General features: G+C 44.2%; 16 protein-coding genes and 1 pseudogene. 12 read left to right on the forward strand and 5 right to left on the reverse strand.

The features are described from left to right. From P2W83_RS07450 to P2W83_RS07480, 7 genes and pseudogenes are all read left to right on the forward strand, one after another. Entirely contained in the window at positions 1 to 330 is a 330-nt protein-coding gene (locus P2W83_RS07450; RefSeq protein WP_476704312.1) for a four-helix bundle copper-binding protein, read from the forward strand. 162 nt (positions 331 to 492) lie between these two features. Beyond that, positions 493 to 1,044: a DUF305 domain-containing protein gene (locus P2W83_RS07455; protein ID WP_276133084.1), complete on the forward strand. Its 552-nt coding sequence runs from the start codon at positions 493 to 495 to the stop codon at positions 1,042 to 1,044. Between the two features lie 267 nt (positions 1,045 to 1,311). Next, the gene (locus tag P2W83_RS07460; protein WP_276133085.1) at positions 1,312 to 1,674 is read left to right on the forward strand and encodes a hypothetical protein; all 363 of its coding nucleotides are present in this window, start codon (positions 1,312 to 1,314) and stop codon (positions 1,672 to 1,674) included. Beyond that, a pseudogene (locus P2W83_RS07465) lies at positions 1,667 to 4,825 on the forward strand (efflux RND transporter permease subunit). The gene P2W83_RS07460 and the pseudogene P2W83_RS07465 overlap by 8 nt, the downstream one beginning before the upstream one ends. Further along, positions 4,818 to 6,107 (forward strand): TolC family protein, encoded by a 1,290-nt coding sequence (locus P2W83_RS07470; protein ID WP_276133086.1) that lies wholly within the window; start codon positions 4,818 to 4,820, stop codon positions 6,105 to 6,107. Before P2W83_RS07465 ends, P2W83_RS07470 begins: the two are co-directional and overlap by 8 nt. Further along, complete coding sequence (locus P2W83_RS07475; RefSeq protein WP_276133087.1) at positions 6,107 to 7,372, forward strand: heavy metal-binding domain-containing protein; 1,266 nt, start codon at positions 6,107 to 6,109, stop codon at positions 7,370 to 7,372. Before P2W83_RS07470 ends, P2W83_RS07475 begins: the two co-directional genes overlap by 1 nt. Next, positions 7,362 to 8,564, forward strand: a complete 1,203-nt coding sequence (locus P2W83_RS07480; protein WP_276133088.1) for an efflux RND transporter periplasmic adaptor subunit — start codon at positions 7,362 to 7,364, stop codon at positions 8,562 to 8,564. The genes P2W83_RS07475 and P2W83_RS07480 overlap by 11 nt, the downstream gene beginning before the upstream one ends. Positions 8,565 to 8,658: 94 nt before the next feature. Here P2W83_RS07480 and P2W83_RS07485 read toward each other — a convergent pair whose 3' ends face one another. From P2W83_RS07485 to mnmE, 4 genes are all read right to left on the reverse strand, one after another. Then, positions 8,659 to 8,874, reverse strand: a complete 216-nt coding sequence (locus P2W83_RS07485; RefSeq protein ID WP_276133089.1) for a GDCCVxC domain-containing (seleno)protein — start codon at positions 8,872 to 8,874, stop codon at positions 8,659 to 8,661. A 56-nt stretch (positions 8,875 to 8,930) separates the two neighbouring features. Continuing rightward, positions 8,931 to 10,052: a tyrosine-type recombinase/integrase gene (locus P2W83_RS07490; protein ID WP_276133090.1), complete on the reverse strand. Its 1,122-nt coding sequence runs from the start codon at positions 10,050 to 10,052 to the stop codon at positions 8,931 to 8,933. Then, positions 10,052 to 10,405, reverse strand: coding sequence for a helix-turn-helix domain-containing protein (locus P2W83_RS07495; protein WP_276133091.1), 354 nt, complete (start codon positions 10,403 to 10,405; stop codon positions 10,052 to 10,054). The genes P2W83_RS07490 and P2W83_RS07495 overlap by 1 nt, the downstream gene beginning before the upstream one ends. A 235-nt stretch (positions 10,406 to 10,640) precedes the next feature. Beyond that, the gene (gene mnmE / locus P2W83_RS07500; RefSeq protein ID WP_276133092.1) at positions 10,641 to 11,999 is read right to left on the reverse strand and encodes a tRNA uridine-5-carboxymethylaminomethyl(34) synthesis GTPase MnmE; all 1,359 of its coding nucleotides are present in this window, start codon (positions 11,997 to 11,999) and stop codon (positions 10,641 to 10,643) included. 68 nt (positions 12,000 to 12,067) lie between these two features. On the opposite strand from mnmE, the gene dtd reads away from it, so the two are divergent. Genes dtd through P2W83_RS07520 form a run of 4 tightly spaced genes read left to right on the forward strand, consistent with a single transcriptional unit; the run spans position 12,068 to position 14,226 of the window. Beyond that, positions 12,068 to 12,520 carry a D-aminoacyl-tRNA deacylase gene (gene dtd, locus P2W83_RS07505; RefSeq protein WP_276133093.1) on the forward strand — a complete coding sequence of 151 codons (453 nt, stop codon included), beginning with the start codon at positions 12,068 to 12,070 and terminating at the stop codon, positions 12,518 to 12,520. A gap of 23 nt (positions 12,521 to 12,543) precedes the next feature. Continuing rightward, positions 12,544 to 12,987, forward strand: coding sequence for a nucleoside deaminase (locus P2W83_RS07510; RefSeq protein WP_276133094.1), 444 nt, complete (start codon positions 12,544 to 12,546; stop codon positions 12,985 to 12,987). Positions 12,988 to 12,989: 2 nt separating this feature from the next. Beyond that, entirely contained in the window at positions 12,990 to 13,304 is a 315-nt protein-coding gene (locus P2W83_RS07515) for a Rieske (2Fe-2S) protein (RefSeq protein ID WP_276133095.1), read from the forward strand. Between the two features lie 4 nt (positions 13,305 to 13,308). Next, positions 13,309 to 14,226 carry a S66 peptidase family protein gene (locus P2W83_RS07520; RefSeq protein WP_276133096.1) on the forward strand — a complete coding sequence of 306 codons (918 nt, stop codon included), beginning with the start codon at positions 13,309 to 13,311 and terminating at the stop codon, positions 14,224 to 14,226. Here the strand turns inward: P2W83_RS07520 and P2W83_RS07525 are convergent. After that, a complete protein-coding gene (locus P2W83_RS07525; protein WP_276133097.1) occupies positions 14,223 to 14,513 on the reverse strand; it encodes a rhodanese-like domain-containing protein in 291 nt (96 codons plus the stop codon). The two genes, P2W83_RS07520 and P2W83_RS07525, sit on opposite strands and share 4 nt — an antisense overlap. A 48-nt stretch (positions 14,514 to 14,561) precedes the next feature. On the opposite strand from P2W83_RS07525, the gene P2W83_RS07530 reads away from it, so the two are divergent. Beyond that, on the forward strand, positions 14,562 to 15,224 hold the full coding sequence (locus tag P2W83_RS07530) for a YceI family protein (protein ID WP_276133098.1): 663 nt from the start codon (positions 14,562 to 14,564) through the stop codon (positions 15,222 to 15,224). The last annotated feature ends 22 nt before the right edge of the window (positions 15,225 to 15,246 follow it).

The raw sequence follows: 15,246 nt of genomic DNA on the forward strand, positions 1-15,246 counted from the left end.
ATGAGTCATGAAAAGAATCAGAAATTGATCGACGCACTATCAAAGTGCGTAGCTGAGTGCAACCATTGTGCGACTGCCTGCTTACAGGAACAAGATGTAAAGATGCTGGGAAGATGTATCCGCCTTGATCTGGATTGCGCCAAAATCTGTGAAGCAGCACTAGGGTATGTTTCAAGAAGATCTGAGTTTACCAGTGCGGTTATAAAGCTATGTGCGGAAATATGTTTGGCATGTAGTCAAGAGTGTAGAAAACACAGCCATCAAATGGAGCATTGTAAGCGATGCGCAGACGCATGTGAAGCTTGTGCTGCAGCTTGCAACCAAGGATAGGGAAATAATATTGTCTGTATATTATTACTTCTGTTTCATCGCATAAAACACTAAACTATGTTTTCAAAAAGTTGTTTATTTAGCACAATTCTCATTTGTAGCCTGTTTAGCACAGGATGTAGCTCAAATACGCAAAACAATTCTGACACCGCGGTTGACACTATGGCACAGCCGATATTAGATACAACTGATCATCGCATGGATGGGTTGAGTGCAGACACCTATACTGGTGCTATATACTCAATGATGAAAAAAATGAAAGCAGTGCAAATGACCGGAGATTTTGATATAGACTTCGCAAAAACAATGATCGAACATCATCAGGGAGCTATTGACCTTAGCAAGATCGAGTTGAATACGGGCAAAAACGAGGAACTTAGGGCTATTGCACGAAAGATCATTGATGTACAATCAAAGGAAGTCACAGAACTCAAAAACTCCCTTCAGGGTTACCAGGCATCAGGGATGAAGCATGGAGAAGGAGAATTGAAGCAATCTATGACCGCCATGGAGCAAAAGATGAAGGATCTTAGGACTACAGCCGATCCAGATTCGGATTTTGCAATCATAATGACGATGCATCACCACGAATCTATTGACATGGCTAAAAAAGAGCTTACGAACGGAATGAGCGAGAAGCTAAAGCAAACGGCAAAGAAAATTGTGGATAGTTCCAGTCGCGAAATCAAAGAGTTTGAGAAATTCGCGAAGTAGCGCTGTTGTTTAATTGTCTCGTTAAAACGTCATTTCCGCACAACATGTTGTGTTCCAAATAAGTATAGGTTTTTGACTAGTGTCAGATAAAGCTTGATCGTCAGCGTAATATTTTTAAAGGTCGTCTTAACAACGACCTTTTTTGTACTTGTGATCAGCGTCATTAAGTGAACTAATAAAGGTCATCAGTCAAAAACAATATTGTTTCAATTTTTGGACATTGGCTGTCGGCCATGCCTAAAAGCAGCAGTTACAATAAGCTATACTATGAAACATGTTAGGCTAAGTCTCTTGATTTTCTCCGCATACGTCGCCGTTATGGGGAGCGTGCTGTTATTTGCGCCTTTGGCAATTTTACCAATTTTTGATTTGCCAACTGCCGGGGATGTTTGGATTAGACTGTTGGGATTTGTGCTATTATCCTCATCGGTATATTATATCGGTGCCGCGCGTTTAGGCTTTACACCTTTCGCATGGTGGACGGTATACACACGAGCCTTTGCACCTGTATTAATCGTAATTTTAATTGCTATGAAACTTGCGCCCATTCAGCTGATCTCTTGTGGGATCGTTGATGGTCTGGGCGGTTTGTGGACCTATTGGGCGTTAAAGAAAGCACAGGATGATTAGCAAAGCAATTACATGGGCACTTGCAAACCGAGTTGTTGTTCTGATAACTGCAGCTGTTCTTATTATTTATGGCATTTATGCAGTTCAGAAAACGCCTGTTGATGCGATACCGGATTTGTCCGAGAACCAAGTGATTATTCTTACAGAATGGATGGGGAAAGACCCATTGATCATTGAGGATCAGGTAACATACCCTTTGGTGAGCAATTTGCAAGGTGTACCCCGTGTTAAGAACATCCGTGCCAATAGCATGTTCGGCATGAGTTTCGTTTTTGTGATTTTCGAAGACGATGTAGATATATACTGGGCTCGAACACGTGTACTGGAGCGGTTAAATTATGCTCAACGATTATTGCCAGAGGGAGTGACCCCAACCTTAGGTCCTGACGGCACAGGATTAGGCCATATTTATTGGTATACGCTCGATGCCCCTGGCTATGACCTTGGCGAGCTTCGTGCCTTGCAGGACTGGTACATTCGTTTTGCCTTGCAAACTGTAGAGGGCGTCAGCGAGGTGGCATCATTTGGTGGTTTTCAAAAGCAATACCAGATTGCCATTGATCCTATAAAGCTCACCTATTACGGCGTAAGTCTGATGGAGGTCGTTGCAAGAGTTGAGGCAAGCAACAGCGCTATAGGGGGTAGGAAAATTGAGCAATCTGACATGGGTTATATCGTCAGAGGCACAGGATACATTAGGGACATCAAAGAAATAGAGAATATAGCTGTAAAGGTTAACAATTCGGTTCCGGTACGAGTAAAGGATATAGCAGACGTGCAAATGGGAGGGGAATTAAGGTTGGGCATAGTTGAAGAAAATGGCGAAGGAGAGAAAGTTGGTGGAATTGTAGTTATGCGGTACGGTGAGAACGCCAAAGATGTTATTGACCGCATAAAAGAGAAAATTGTCGATGTTCAAAAAGGCTTGCCACCGGGAGTGAAATTTAAAGCGGCTTATGATCGTTCTGACCTGATCGAAGCCACAATCGCTACATTAAAGGATGCAGTTATCGAGGAAATCATTGTAGTCGCTATCGTGTTGTTCCTGTTTTTACTCCATATACGAAGTGCTTTGGTTGTAGTGATCACTATTCCAATGTCTGTTTTAATCTCATTTATCCTGATGAAATTGTTTGGCATAACCTCAAATATAATGTCTCTGGCAGGCATAGCACTTGCTGTAGGTGATTTGGTGGATGCTGGGATAGTCATGGTTGAAAATGCAATGAAATCAATAGGCGAAGACATTTGATATATGCTTACTAACGAGGAACGGGAATTACGCATAGCCAAGTCGTCAAAGCTGGTCGGGAAAGCAGTTGTAAACTCGATATTGGTTACTCTAATTTCTTTCAGTCCTATTCTGTTCCTGACCGGGCAAGAACATAAGCTGTTTTCACCACTGGTATGGACGAAAACGTTCGCCATGATCGGCTCCGCGTTTGTCGCAGTATTCTTAGTGCCTGTTTTGATGGTATTTCTGTTGAAGGGCAACATCCGTCCGGAAAGCAAGCATCCCGTTTCCAGATTTTTTATCCGGCTCTATTCTCCCGTAATTCGATGGTGCCTCCGACGAAAACTCTTAACACTGTTGCTAAGCTTGCTGCTTGTAGTTGGAAGTATCCCACTTGTCATGAATTTGGGCACTGAATTCATGCCCTCATTAGACGAAGGTTCGTTACTTTTTATGCCCGTTACACTGCCTGACGTGTCGAACTCGGAAATAAAAAGGATTATGCAGGTTCAGGACAGGATAATTAGGCAAACACCTGAGGTAGTTGAGGTTCTTGGAAAAGCTGGCAGAGCTAATACGGCTACTGACAATGCGCCCATGAGCATGATTGAAACCATAATCCTTCTTAAGCCGCAGTCAGAGTGGCGGACGGGGATGACAAAAAATGACATCATCAACGAACTTAACAGCAAGTTGCAAATTCCGGGCGTTATTAACGGGTGGACACAGCCGATAATAAATCGCATAAACATGCTTTCGACCGGCATTAGAACTGACGTCGGGATAAAGATCTACGGACAAGACTTAAACACAATTAACGAGCTCGCTCAGAAATTCAGAAAAGAACTTGAAGGACTAGAAGGAGTGGTTGATTTGTATGTAGACCCGATTGTAGGCGGAAAATACATAGATATCGACGTGAATAAAGCTGAAATCGGACGATATGGGTTGACCGTAGATGAAGTGAATATGTTTATCGAAGCAGCGGTTGGTGGTGTCAATGCAACAACTACCATAGAAGGGAGGCAACGTTTTTCCGTAAATGTGCGGTTTGCACAAAATTTCCGTGAAAGTATTGAGGACCTAAAGCGGATGCCAATTCAAACAATGGAATATGGACCTGTTCCGTTGGGTGCTGTTGCTGATGTGTCTATTGCAGATGGTCCACCTATGATTACATCCGAAAATGCGATGCTGCGTGGCACGCTATTGTTTAATGTGCGAGACAGAGATTTGGGCAGTGCCGTTAATGCTGCAAAACAGCGTCTTGAGACGTCTTTAAAGGCTTTGCCTAAAGGGTATTACATACAATGGAGCGGTCAGTATGAAAATCAGGTAAGAGCAGAAAAGAGACTCATGATAATAATCCCTATTGTGCTGTTGGTTATAATGGTCATTTTATATTTCACGTTTCATACCATACGCGAAGTCCTGATTGTCCTTACAAGTATACCAGTTGCTTTAGTCGGCGGAGCGTACTCCCTTCATTTTTTTGGCGTCAACTTCTCAGTAGCAGTTGCTGTGGGATTTATTGCGCTATTTGGAGTGGCAGTGGAGACCGGTGTTCTTATGCTGGTATACCTTAACAATTCCCTGTTCAAAAAGAGCCTCGCCGTAACAACCGAAGGACGCACAATCACAAAAGAAGATATCGAAGATGCTGTTTACGATGGAGCAGTACTGCGGCTAAGGCCAAAGCTGATGACAGTCGTAGTCGATATTGTTGGTCTAATGCCGGTGTTGCTAGCTACAGGAACAGGAAGTGACGTTATGAGGCCAATTACAATACCATTTGTTTTTGGACTGATTACGTCAACGCTTTTTGTTTTGATTGTTCTCCCGGTAATGTACTCGATGTTTAGAGAACGGGAACTGGAAAAATACGGGACGCTAAAATTAGCTGAGTTGAATGATTAACAGAAAACGATATCGATTATGCTTGCGAACGGCAATTGTCGTGGTTACGGTCTCACTTGCCGGCACGGGTTATGGACAAACAACATTGTCTCAACTGCTCGATTCTATTGAATATTCAAATCCCTCGCTAAGGATGTATGATTATGACATTCGGTCGATGGAAGAAGCTGCCAAGGGTGCACGTAGCTGGATGCCTCCCGAAGTTGGGGCTGGCTTTTTCATGACCCCATATAACCCTAAATACATAAAGGGCATGGAAGATGACATGGGTAATACTGAACCGGGTATGGGACAGTTTATGATTAGCGCTCAGCAGATGCTACCCAATAGAAGAAAACAGAATGCCGAAGCAGCGTATATGAACGCCATGCCTCGGGTTGAAAGGGAACGGCGGTTGAACACGTTAAATCAACTACGGGCGGATATAAAGAAGAACTACTTTCAATGGGCTATCGAATTGCGGAAACTCAGGGTTTTGGAGGAGAATGAGAAGCTTTTGCAGTTCATGATCCAAAGCGCAGAATTGCGCTATAAGAACGGTTTGGACAAAATAAGTGCTTATTACAAGGCCAAAGCTGCGCAAGGGAATGTGCAAACTATGCGTGTGATGACGGAGAATGAAATCGAGCAGCGGAGAATTACAATTAATACAATTCTTAACCGCGACAAAAGCATGAAATTCAATATCGATACCACGATACAACTTCGGGATTATGGAAATTATCAAATAGACACAGCCGAAATCGCTGTTTCCCGAAGTGATATACGAGCGATAGATCGTGATATTCAACTTAATGACCTGCGTATTTCTAGTGAAAAGGCAAAGCTCCTGCCGGAATTTGGCATAAAGTATGATCACATGATTGGACTTGCTCAACAACCGGCACAATTTACTTTAATGGGAATGATGCGTGTCCCGATTGCGCCCTGGTCTTCCCGAATGAACAAGGCGAATATTGAAAGCTATAAATGGCGTACTCAAAGTTTGCAGCAGCAAAGGCAGATGTTACTAAATGAAGCAACGGGCATGACACAGGGAATGTTGAAAGAACTTCAAGCCAGGCAGAAACAGATTGCCTTGTACGAACAGAAAATTATCCCGGCTCTTCGGAATAATTACGCAACATTCCAGATTGCCTACGAGCAAAACACTGAAGAGCTGTTTATGCTTTTCGACGCATGGGAAACTTTGAATATGACACAAATCGAGTATTTAAACACTCTTAAAGAACTATTCAACACACAGGTTGAATTGGAAAGAATTTTAGAACTGAATAATTGATGTCTCGCCTAACTCACATTGGGATTTTACTCGTCGTTCTCTTAGGGACGATCACGGTCGCGTGTAAACGCACCACAAAAACTACCCATTCGGAGCATAGTGACGAGAAAGTGCAATATACTTGTCCTATGCACCCACAGATAGTAAGGGATGCACCAGGTTCTTGCCCCATTTGTGGAATGGACCTTGTCAGAAAAGAAACAAAAGCTAGAAAGCACACCGACATCACACTAACTACTCTTCTCAAACCTACCAACGAGTACGTGATAGCAACTATTCCAACAACCACGGTGCAGTATCGGTACGAGCCAATGGAGATTGACGCTGTTGGATACACGGCCTATAACACATCTTCTATCGGCATTATCTCTTCGCGAATCACCGGTAGAGTTGAACGGCTTTACGTCAAGTATAAATATCAACATGTTTCTAAAGGACAGAAAATAATGGACGTATATAGTCCTGAACTTTTGACGGCACAGGAAAATTTGCTATTCCTGGTTAAAAATGACAGGTCGAATCAGAGTCTTATCAACTCTGCCAAACAACGCCTATTACTTCTCGGAATGTCTCAGGCTCAGATAAACAGTATTATCACGGCACGAAAGACGATTTTTCGTGTGGCGGTTTTTAGCAACTACAGTGGTCATATCCACGAAACTCAAGTAGAAAATGCCTCTATGGGATCATCATCTCAAGGAACTGAGATGTCGCAACGGCAAATAACGGATGAATTGAGCCTTAAAGAAGGGATGTACGTTGAAAAGGGCAAGGCAATATTTTCAATATTTGACCAGTCAAGACTTTGGGGTGTGCTCAATATTTATCCTGCAGACCAGCCATATATAAGGATTGGTCACAGCGTTCGCGTAACACCGGAATCTGCTCCAGCTAATGATTTTAGAACAACAATTAAGTATATCGAGCCATTTTTTAGAGAAGGAAGCCAGACTGTCACTGCTAGAATCGATATACCAAACGTTGGACATGCCATTCCCGTTGGTAGTCAGTTGAAGGCTACCATTTTTACGCAACCACACGCCGGCTGGTGGTTGCCCAAGGCATCTGTCTTATCTCTTGGTATCGACAAAATAGTTTTTGTCAAAAAAGGGCCAGGCTTTGCCGTTCAGAAAATAGTTACGGGACACGAGCATCCGAACTGGATTCAGATAGTAGAAGGCGTTGATGCAAGGGACTCAATTGCAACAAATGCACAGTACTTAATTGATAGTGAAAGTTTTATCGAAATAGAAAATGAGCAGTAATAGATATATCGCAGTGGTAATCTTGATTTTAGTCGCTTTGTTGTCATGTAAGACAAAAAAGACTACTACAGTCACACAAGACATTTATTACACCTGTTCGATGCATCCACAGATAATTTCTGACAAGCCTGGTAAATGTCCTATTTGCCATATGGATCTGATTGCTGTGTCTAAATCAAAAAAAGATGCAACCGATGAGATAATGTTATCGGATCAGCAAATTCAGTTGGGAAATATTCGGGTAGACACGCTCAAACGAAGAATGTTTGGCAATCAGGCTGTATTCACAGCGGTCCTCGCAATTGACCAAAATAGGCTGAATGCGGTGAGTTCCAGAGTAAAGGGCAGGATTGATAGACTCTATTATAGAAATGTTGGAGATTATATCGCGAAAGGTGCACCAGTTTATGAAATTTATGGCGAAGACCTAAATAACGCAAAGCAAGAGTATTTATTAACCTTGGAAAAAAGGAGGGTGCTTGGCAATAGTATTGTAGATTTTGAAGACCTCATTCAAAGTGCGCGAAACAAGCTGGTTTTATGGGGAATGACTGACGGACAAATAAGGCAATTGCAACGAACAGGGAAGAGTTCGCTAACCACTACTTTTTACAGTCCATATGCGGGTTACGTAACTGAAGTCTCAGCCTTAGAAGGACAATATGTTATGGAAGGTGGCACTATTTTTCAATTGGCTGAATTATCAAACTTATGGGCCGAAGTTCAGGTTTACACCGCACAGTTGGCACAAGTAAATCGAAACGCAGCAGTAGAGATAAGAATACCAGGAATGCCAGATCTTTTGATATCCGGGAAACTAGAGTTTTTCAATCCAGAAATTAAGGGTGTGTCCCGCATGACACTTTTACGTGTCTCAGTTCCCAATTATTCACACAAGCTTCGACCTGGAATGCCTGCGTACGTTTTTATAAAGGGGCGCTCTACAAATTCGATCACCTTGCCCTTAGACGCAGTTATCAAGGATAGTCGTGGGGCTACTGTTTGGCTTCAGAAGGACAAAAACACATTTAAAAGCCGAATGGTAACTCTTGGCACTGAGGGTGAGGGCGTAGTGGAGATAAAGGCCGGCCTCGACACGAATGATGTTGTCGTAACCAGCGGAGCTTATCTTGTCAATAGCGAGTTTGTATTTAAGATGGGTGCTGATCCGATGGAAGGGCACAAACATTAATTTCTCTTTGTGAAGCAACCAGGTACACTACCGTCGACCAATATTAACTAAAGCCTCCGGCGAGCGCTGCCGTTTTTCTGTCATGGTTGTAGTTTCATGAACAACAGGACTTGTTTTGCTGAATAGGCGGGCATTTTACGGTGCCGTTACTACAAAATACACAACAATCACCTTTTATCGGCTTAAGACGAGTTTTGCACTGCTCGCATTCGTAAAAGAACTGACACGCATCAGTCGGCATAGTTTCTTCCTTCTTGTGGCCGCAAATGGGGCACGTAATTACTGATTGTAAAATTATAGTTTGTTCCATTGTATTTGTTTAGTTACAGGCAGACTCTTCACATTGTTGTTTTATAGTAGCGGCTATCATAAGTCTATCTTTATTGCATTCGCCGCAGCCTGTTTCCTTTCATCAATTACCTTCGCATAAACCTGCGTTGTTTTAAGATGTTTATGGCCGAGCATTTTTTGAACAGTGTATATTTCAACTCCCTTCGTCAGTAACAATGTTGCATAGGTATGCCGAAAATTATGAAAGGTGATGTCTTTTGTTACGCCTGCCTTGGCCACCCATTTTACTAAATGGGCATTCATATAGGCGGAGTATTTCAAACCAGTAAAGACTTTGACATCTTTAGCGCCTCGCTCCCCTAAGAGCTCAAAAGCCTGGTCGGAAATGGGTTGCGTTTCTACGCCCTTCGTCTTTTGTTGCCTGAACTGGATAAAATATCCTCTGTCTTTACTATGCTGGACTTCACCCCAAACCAGCTTTTCAATGTCGGAAAAGCGCAAACCGGTTAAAGCTGAAAAGATTGCTGCTTGTTTAAGAACGGGTACTGTGCATTCAGTTTTTGCCAGCTTGTTTAACTCTTCTATAGTAAGATATTGCCGGTTTGTTTCTTCCGGTTTAATGCTTTCTATTTTGCCATTAATGTCCGTTTCCAGATATCCATCTTTAAAGGCCTGCTTCAGGGCTGCTTTCAACTTATTGAAGTATGAAACAGTTGAATTGACAGACAGGTTTACCTTATGGCTGCGCTTTGATTTGACATTTGAAAGAAACTCTTTGAACTCATTACAAAAGTCTACGGTCAGGTCAGAAAATTTGAGCTGGCCTCCCGTAAAATCTACCAAGTAGTTCAAAGCTGAAAACCAGTTATCATAGTTGGTACCCGCTCTCTTTTCGGCCAACGCCTTGAAATACGCAACAAAGTCAGCTTTTTGTTTAGTACCTGATAAAAAGCCATACTCACCTTTTACAATCTCCAGTTGCCTTTTGGCCCTGATATTCTCGGCTAATTCTAAGGTTTCCCTATTGTGTTTTTTATCCACCGGTGTTTTCGCCTTATCATATATATACATGCCCAAAAACTCCCTTCTGGTTGGTTTGCCGTTTCCCGGGTTCGGTATTGCAGGATAGAAGTCAAGGTAAAGGCTTTGCCTTGCCCCAGATATTGGTTTTTGCCTGAGAGTTACTTTAGTTGCCATTACGCGAACAGTTTATCAATTTCAGAACGTTTAATCAATGTTTTCCTTTGTGAGATGTTCACAGCTTTGATATCGCCGCGATCAATAATATTATAGGCCGTGCGAATGGAGCAATTAAGCAGAACCGAAAGGTCTTTGATAGTAAGGAACTCTTTTGATTTCAGATCTTCGATTGGCTTTACTTTTATCGCTAACGTTTCCCGGTTACTCACTTCTATTTTTTCAGCTCGTTTCTTCCGCTTATAGTTCATTTTAGCGCAATGCTCCGAGCAGGTTTTCGAGGTTGTCTTCCTGGCTACAAACTCGTTGTTGCAGTACTCACAAATGCGGTTAATCCTGATGTTTGAACTCATAATTAGTGTCCTTTAATGTCATTAGGCGGCAATAAGTGTCATTAAGTGCAGTTATTTGCCCCACCATGTACCTGAAGTACAAACCCCCAACAATAGGTACAAACAAGGTACACAAAGGTACAAAATAAGCGAATAGCTTTGCAGACAAACTAAAACTAAAAGACACGAAAAAAGCCCTATTCACAGGGCTTTCGTTCGTTTTGCTATGGTTTTATTTATCGATGTTTTGCAGTAGTTACTTTCCAATACAAAACTTACTAAAGATGTAATCAAGTTTGTCCTCTGTCGTCACCTGTCCCGTGATGTCCCCGAGATAGTGCAGGCAACGGCGTATATCCAGCGCTATTAGGTCGCCGGAGAGGTGGTTGTCCATGCCGGCTTTTATATCGAGCAGTGATTTGAGCACTTCCTGTAGTGCCTGGTAGTGGCGGGCATTGGTTACTATCGTTCCTTCCTGTTTTATCTCTCCCTGCACGGTCATATCGTACACGCGTTGTTTCAGCTCGCGTATGTTGTCTTTGTTTTTGGCAGAGATATAGATGGTATTCTCTTTCTGCTGCCTGCCTGCATCAGCAAGATCTGTCTTATTGGCCACCAGCAGGTATTTAATGCCCTCGGCCTGCATTTTCGTTGCCTGCTCGTCGAGCGCGGTAGAGCCTTCGGTATTTACATCAAACAGGTACACCACTATGTCCGCACGCTTCATGGTTTCCATGCTGCGCTGTATGCCTATGTTCTCGATCACATCGGCGCTGTGCTCGCGTATGCCGGCCGTATCTATCAGCCTGAATAATACGCCGTTAATGTTCAGCGTTTCTTCTATGGTATCACGGGTAGTACCGGCTATATCGCTCACTATCGCGCGTTCTTCATTCAATAGGGCATTCAGCAGCGTGCTTTTGCCTGCATTTGGCTTACCAATGATAGCCACGCTCACGCCATTGCGTATAGCATTCCCCAAGCGGAATGATTGTACCAGTTGCTGTGTAACAGCCGTAAGTTGTTCCAGCAGTGCATACAGTTGTCCGCGGTCGGCAAACTCTACATCTTCTTCGCTAAAGTCCAGCTCGAGCTCAATCAGCGCGCTGAATTTGATCAGCTCTTCGCGCATTTCTTTCAGCTCATGACTAAAACCGCCACGCAGGTTGTGCATGGCAGCATTGTGCGCAGCACCCGAGCGACTGGCTATAAGATCAGCCACGGCCTCAGCTTGGGTCAGATCCATTTTACCATTCAGGAAGGCACGCTGAGTAAACTCTCCGGGCTTAGCAATGTGCGCCCCATTAGTAGTACAAAGGTCTATTACTTGTTGTAACACATAATGCGAACCGTGGCAGCTGATCTCCACCACGTCTTCGCCGGTATAGCTCTTCGGTGCCTTATACAGGCTGGCAACCACCTCATCAATATCTTTTGTACCGTCTGTGATCTTGCCAAAATGTATGGTATGCGAAGGCTGGTTAGCCAGCTTCTTGCCTTTGAATATCTTATCCGCTATCGTTATCGCATCCTTACCGCTCAGGCGTATCACTCCTATCGCCCCCTCACCGGGAGGCGTAGCGAGCGCTACTATCGTCTCATTGATCTGGTACATTGTTCAAAAGTAGAAATTCAAAACCATCCACGGTTTTTTGCCTTTCTAATTTTTTACTTTTGGTATATATGCGTGCAGTTATACAAAGGGTTTCTACAGCCAGCGTTACCATACACGGAGAAATGAAAGCAGCCATAGGCGTGGGCTTTATGGCACTGCTGGGCATAGAAGCCGACGACACCGAGGGAGACTCGGACTGGTTATGTGCTAAGATCGCCCAGCTGCGGGTGTTCAGCGACGAAGAAGGTAAAATGAACCGCGACCTGAAGGAGGCAGATGGTGAGGTGTTGGTGGTGAGCCAGTTTACCCTGCATGCATCGTATAAAAAAGGCAACCGTCCTTCGTTTATTAAAGCGGCAAGACCAGAGCAGGCCATTCCCTTGTACGAGCACTTCATTAAAACGCTGCAAGGCATGCTGCATAAGCCGGTACAGTCGGGCGAGTTTGGTGCAGATATGAAGGTGGCGCTGGTAAACGATGGTCCTGTTACCATTTTGATGGACACCAAGAATAAGGAGTAACGCCAATTATCTACTTTTGCCCCATGGTTTTCGACGATGAATATTTTATGCGCGAGGCGCTGCGACAGGCTAGGCTGGCTTACGATGCCGGCGAGATACCCGTAGGAGCAGTGGTGGTATGGGGCGATAAGATCATTGCCCGGGGGCACAACCAGGTAGAGCAACTGAACGACGCTACGGCTCATGCCGAAATGATCGCACTGACTGCCGCGTTCAATGCACTGGGCGCGAAATATCTGCCCGAAGCGCGGTTATATGTTACGCTGGAACCATGCCTGATGTGCTGCGGCGCCATGTACTGGTCAAAGATCGGGGCTATTATTTACGGCGCGTCGGATGAGAAGAACGGCTACCATAAAACCACCGAAGGCAACTGGCCTTTCCATCCCAAAACTACACTCACCAACGGCGTATTGGCCGAAGAAGGTGCGCAACTGATGCGCGATTTTTTTGCAGCAAGAAGATAAGCATGTACACCTGGCACAAAGCAGACATCACTCCCGAACATTTGCAGGAAAACAAATTTGTGGAGATCCATCTCGCCGAAAAAAACATCGGTCTGCTGAAGCGTGCCGACAAGGTGTTTGCGTTCTCTGCAAAATGCCCTCATGCCAGCGCTAATCTTTGTGAGGGCTGGCTGGATGCACAAGGGCGTATTGTTTGTCCGCTACACAGTTATCGTTTTGATCCCACCAATGGACGAAACACCAGTGGCGAAGGTTATAAACTAAAGACCTATCCCGTAGAAATAAGAGAAGGCTATATTTATATCGGAATATTATAAGCAAATGCAACAGCCACCATTCCTCAAGCAAGGTTCAGTAATTGGTATCACCTGTCCGGCCAGCTACGTGTCGGCAGAACAAGTGGAATATGCAGCAGGTATACTCAGAAGCAAGGGTTATGAAGTGAAGCTGGGTAAGACAGTAGGACCGGAACAACCGGTCTATTTTTCAGGAAATGACGATGCTCGTTTGCAAGATTTGCAGGAGATGCTGGATGATGCTTCGATAGATGCGATACTCATGGGACGCGGTGGTTATGGGATGAGTCGCATCATCGACCGGTTAGATTTTACAAAATTCAGGCAACGGCCTAAGTGGGTTTGCGGCTTTAGCGATATCATCGTGTTGCACAACCATATACAGAACAACTTCGACATACCGGTGCTGCACAGCCCTATGTGCAATGCCTACAAACCAGAGACGATCGCTACGCCACACCTCGAGAGTTTTTTTGCGGCGATATCAGGAATTAAACTGCGTTATGAAACGTCTGCATCTCCCTATAACAAACCCGGCAAAGCAACTGCAATACTAACAGGTGGCAACCTGGCTATACTGGCTCACCTTACAGGTTCTGCATCAGAAGTTGATACTACAGGGAAGATCCTGTTCATCGAAGATATTGGTGAAGTACTGTATAATATAGATCGCCTGATGCTCAACCTGAAGCGTGCTGGCAAGCTCGACAATTTGGCTGGTTTGATAGTAGGCGGCTTTACCGATATGCAGGATACTACACGACCTTTTGGTCAAACCTGGGAAGAGATCATTTTCGATAAAGTGAAAGAATACAACTACCCTGTGTGCTTCAATTTCCCTTGTGGTCACCAGGAGATCAATTTTACACTGATGCTTGGTGCGCAACATGAATTGACGGTAACGGAAAGCGGCGGGGTGCTGGAGCTGTTGAAGAACGCCTAATCTTTTTTCCAGGCGCTCATACCGCCGGTAAGGTTGATCAGGTTGTGGTAGCCCATCTGCTCCAGCCGTTGTATTACCAGCGTGCTACGTATACCTTTTTCGCAGTACATCACCACATCGCCTTCTTTTGGTATTTCATCTTTGCGTTCCAGTATTTCGCCAATGGGGATATGGATGCCGCCGATATTGTACAGTTCATGTTCCCAATCTTCCCGTACATCTACCAAAACAAACGGTTTGTCTTCTAATACCCACTCTTTTAGCTCGGCTGGCGTAATTTTTTTCATGATATCCCGGTAAAATTAAAAGAGAAATTATTAACCAAAGCAGTTTATATGAAAAGAAGGATCATGGTTATGTCGTTGGTACTGGCGGCATTTACAGCGTGTAATAATTCGCCGGAAGCCGACAAAGCGGTAACCACCGAAGCACAGGAAGTAAACACCGCCGCACCAGCCGGTGAAAGCTATGCCGTAGATACTACTCAAAGCAAGGTAGAATGGATAGGAACTAAGCCAACAGGCCAACACCATGGCACTTTCAAAATAAAGGAAGGCACGCTGACAGCTAGCAACAATGAGGTCACCGGTGGTAAAGTAACTATCGACGTTGCTTCGGTGAATCCCTACGACCAGGATGCTGAGAACAATGCCAAGCTGCAGAAACACCTGAGAAGCGCGGACTTTTTTGATGTAGAGAAATATCCGACTGGAACTTTCGAGATCACATCTGTGAAAGCGGGAGCGCCAACCGGTGGTGACGCAGTGATGAAAGATGCGACACACACCGTAACAGGCAACCTTACTTTAAAGGATCAAACCAAAAGCGTTTCGTTCCCGGCAAAGATCAGTGCCAATGCAAATGAAATTGTGAGTGATGCCAGTTTCAACATAGACCGCACCCAGTGGGGTATCGTCTACCGCAGCGATAAAAGCTTGGGCGATAAATTCATTGGAACAGATGTAAACATCGCGCTACACATCGTAGCGAAGAAATAAACAAAAAGCCCCGCAGCTGCGG

It is taken from the genome of Polluticoccus soli (assembly GCF_029269745.1).
GTDB classification, from domain to species: Bacteria; Bacteroidota; Bacteroidia; order Chitinophagales; family Chitinophagaceae; genus Polluticoccus; species Polluticoccus soli.

Coding starts and splice junctions, on each gene's coding strand:
- P2W83_RS07470 (WP_276133086.1), top strand. CDS start 4,818: ATGATTAACAGAAAACGATATCGATTATGCTTGCGAACGGCAATTGTC.
- P2W83_RS07475 (WP_276133087.1), top strand. CDS start 6,107: ATGTCTCGCCTAACTCACATTGGGATTTTACTCGTCGTTCTCTTAGGG.
- mnmE (WP_276133092.1), bottom strand. CDS start 11,999: ATGTACCAGATCAATGAGACGATAGTAGCGCTCGCTACGCCTCCCGGT.
- P2W83_RS07515 (WP_276133095.1), top strand. CDS start 12,990: ATGTACACCTGGCACAAAGCAGACATCACTCCCGAACATTTGCAGGAA.
- P2W83_RS07495 (WP_276133091.1), bottom strand. CDS start 10,405: ATGAGTTCAAACATCAGGATTAACCGCATTTGTGAGTACTGCAACAAC.
- P2W83_RS07510 (WP_276133094.1), top strand. CDS start 12,544: ATGGTTTTCGACGATGAATATTTTATGCGCGAGGCGCTGCGACAGGCT.
- P2W83_RS07485 (WP_276133089.1), bottom strand. CDS start 8,874: ATGGAACAAACTATAATTTTACAATCAGTAATTACGTGCCCCATTTGC.
- P2W83_RS07455 (WP_276133084.1), top strand. CDS start 493: ATGGCACAGCCGATATTAGATACAACTGATCATCGCATGGATGGGTTG.
- P2W83_RS07450 (WP_476704312.1), top strand. CDS start 1: ATGAGTCATGAAAAGAATCAGAAATTGATCGACGCACTATCAAAGTGC.
- P2W83_RS07530 (WP_276133098.1), top strand. CDS start 14,562: ATGAAAAGAAGGATCATGGTTATGTCGTTGGTACTGGCGGCATTTACA.
- P2W83_RS07480 (WP_276133088.1), top strand. CDS start 7,362: ATGAGCAGTAATAGATATATCGCAGTGGTAATCTTGATTTTAGTCGCT.
- P2W83_RS07460 (WP_276133085.1), top strand. CDS start 1,312: ATGAAACATGTTAGGCTAAGTCTCTTGATTTTCTCCGCATACGTCGCC.
- P2W83_RS07490 (WP_276133090.1), bottom strand. CDS start 10,052: ATGGCAACTAAAGTAACTCTCAGGCAAAAACCAATATCTGGGGCAAGG.
- P2W83_RS07520 (WP_276133096.1), top strand. CDS start 13,309: ATGCAACAGCCACCATTCCTCAAGCAAGGTTCAGTAATTGGTATCACC.
- dtd (WP_276133093.1), top strand. CDS start 12,068: ATGCGTGCAGTTATACAAAGGGTTTCTACAGCCAGCGTTACCATACAC.
- P2W83_RS07525 (WP_276133097.1), bottom strand. CDS start 14,513: ATGAAAAAAATTACGCCAGCCGAGCTAAAAGAGTGGGTATTAGAAGAC.